The organism is Petrotoga miotherma DSM 10691, from assembly GCF_002895605.1.
Taxonomy (GTDB): Bacteria; Thermotogota; Thermotogae; order Petrotogales; family Petrotogaceae; genus Petrotoga; species Petrotoga miotherma.
The window spans coordinates 1-1,158 of the sequence record NZ_AZRM01000062.1 but is presented as its reverse complement, the minus strand read 5'-3'; the positions used below and the strand labels follow the sequence as shown (position 1 = coordinate 1,158).

Annotated in this window: 1 protein-coding gene; it reads left to right on the top strand. The window is 28.2% G+C overall.

Features of this window, described 5'->3' with window-relative positions; translation table 11 throughout:
• The first annotated feature begins 106 nt into the window (after positions 1 to 106).
• A complete protein-coding gene (locus tag X928_RS09135) occupies positions 107 to 1,138 on the top strand; it encodes an AfsR/SARP family transcriptional regulator (RefSeq protein ID WP_103079456.1) in 1,032 nt (343 codons plus the stop codon).
• The last annotated feature ends 20 nt before the right edge of the window (positions 1,139 to 1,158 follow it).

Sequence of the window (1,158 nt, the reverse complement as noted above, 5' to 3'; positions counted from 1 at the left end):
TATGAATTTTAGTAGATATTGATCGCTTTAAAAACATTAATATTTTTTGGTTTATTATCGAAAGTGCTAAAATATTAATGGATTGATTATTAAAGGAGCATACCTTATGTTAAATATTTATATGTTAGGGGATTTTCAAATTTTTCTTGATGACAATCCAATAGAAAATTTAAAGTCAAGAAAAGCTAGAGAAATTCTAAAATATCTTATTCTCAACAGAGGCCAAAAGGTTTCCGTTTTTGATTTGTACGATCTCTTTTGGCCCGGTTTCGACGATGAAAGTGCGAGACAAAATTTAAATACCACCCTCTATTATATTAGAAAAAATTTAGGACTTAGTAGCGATGAATTAACTTTACAAGAGGATTTTTGCACGTTTTCAAAATCAAAAGACATATATATAGATTTTGAAGAATTTTTAGCCTTAAGCGATGAAGGGTTTAAAGAGAAAGAAATCAATAGACGTTTGTTTTTATTCTCAAAGGCGGTTAGTTTATACAAAGGTGAGTTATTACAAGAAAACGTTCACGAAGAATGGGTAAGAGAAAAAAGGGAATATTTAAAACGTATATACGTTGATATGTTAATTGAAATGGGCAATATTCACCAAAAAATGAATAACCCAATAGATGCGCATTATTATTTTCAAAAAGCTTTTTATTATTCACAAAGAGAAGATAGTTGGTTAAGATTGATTAAATTCTACACAGAAAACAATGAACTTGAAAAAGCTAACAGTTTATTCAACGAATACAAAGATATTTTTGGTCATGCAAAAGAATTTCCATTCTCTCCACCCATCGTAAATAATGGAGAACAATCAGCATTTTACGAAAAAAATGGTAACCTTTTGTCGACAGAATTATTTGATATAGTTCTTGAACTTGAGAAAATTAAAAGAGATAAAGATCACCTATTAGTGGAGATTAAAATGCATTCTTCTTTTGACGAAAAATTAATTAATGAAATAAAAAAGATCGTCAGGCAAGAAGATTTAATAAGTTATAATTCTCAAGATATATATATTTTATTTCGAGGAATTAAAAACCTTTCTGATAGTAGAGAAATTGTTGTTAAAAAGATCAATAATCTGTTAAATGAAAAAGGTCTCAAATACTCTATAGTAAAGGTAGAGTGAACTACTTACCTCTAAAGAGG

Bases quoted from the DNA above. Each gene is read 5' to 3' on its own strand.
- X928_RS09135 (WP_103079456.1), top strand. From the start codon at position 107: ATGTTAAATATTTATATGTTAGGGGATTTTCAAATTTTTCTTGATGAC.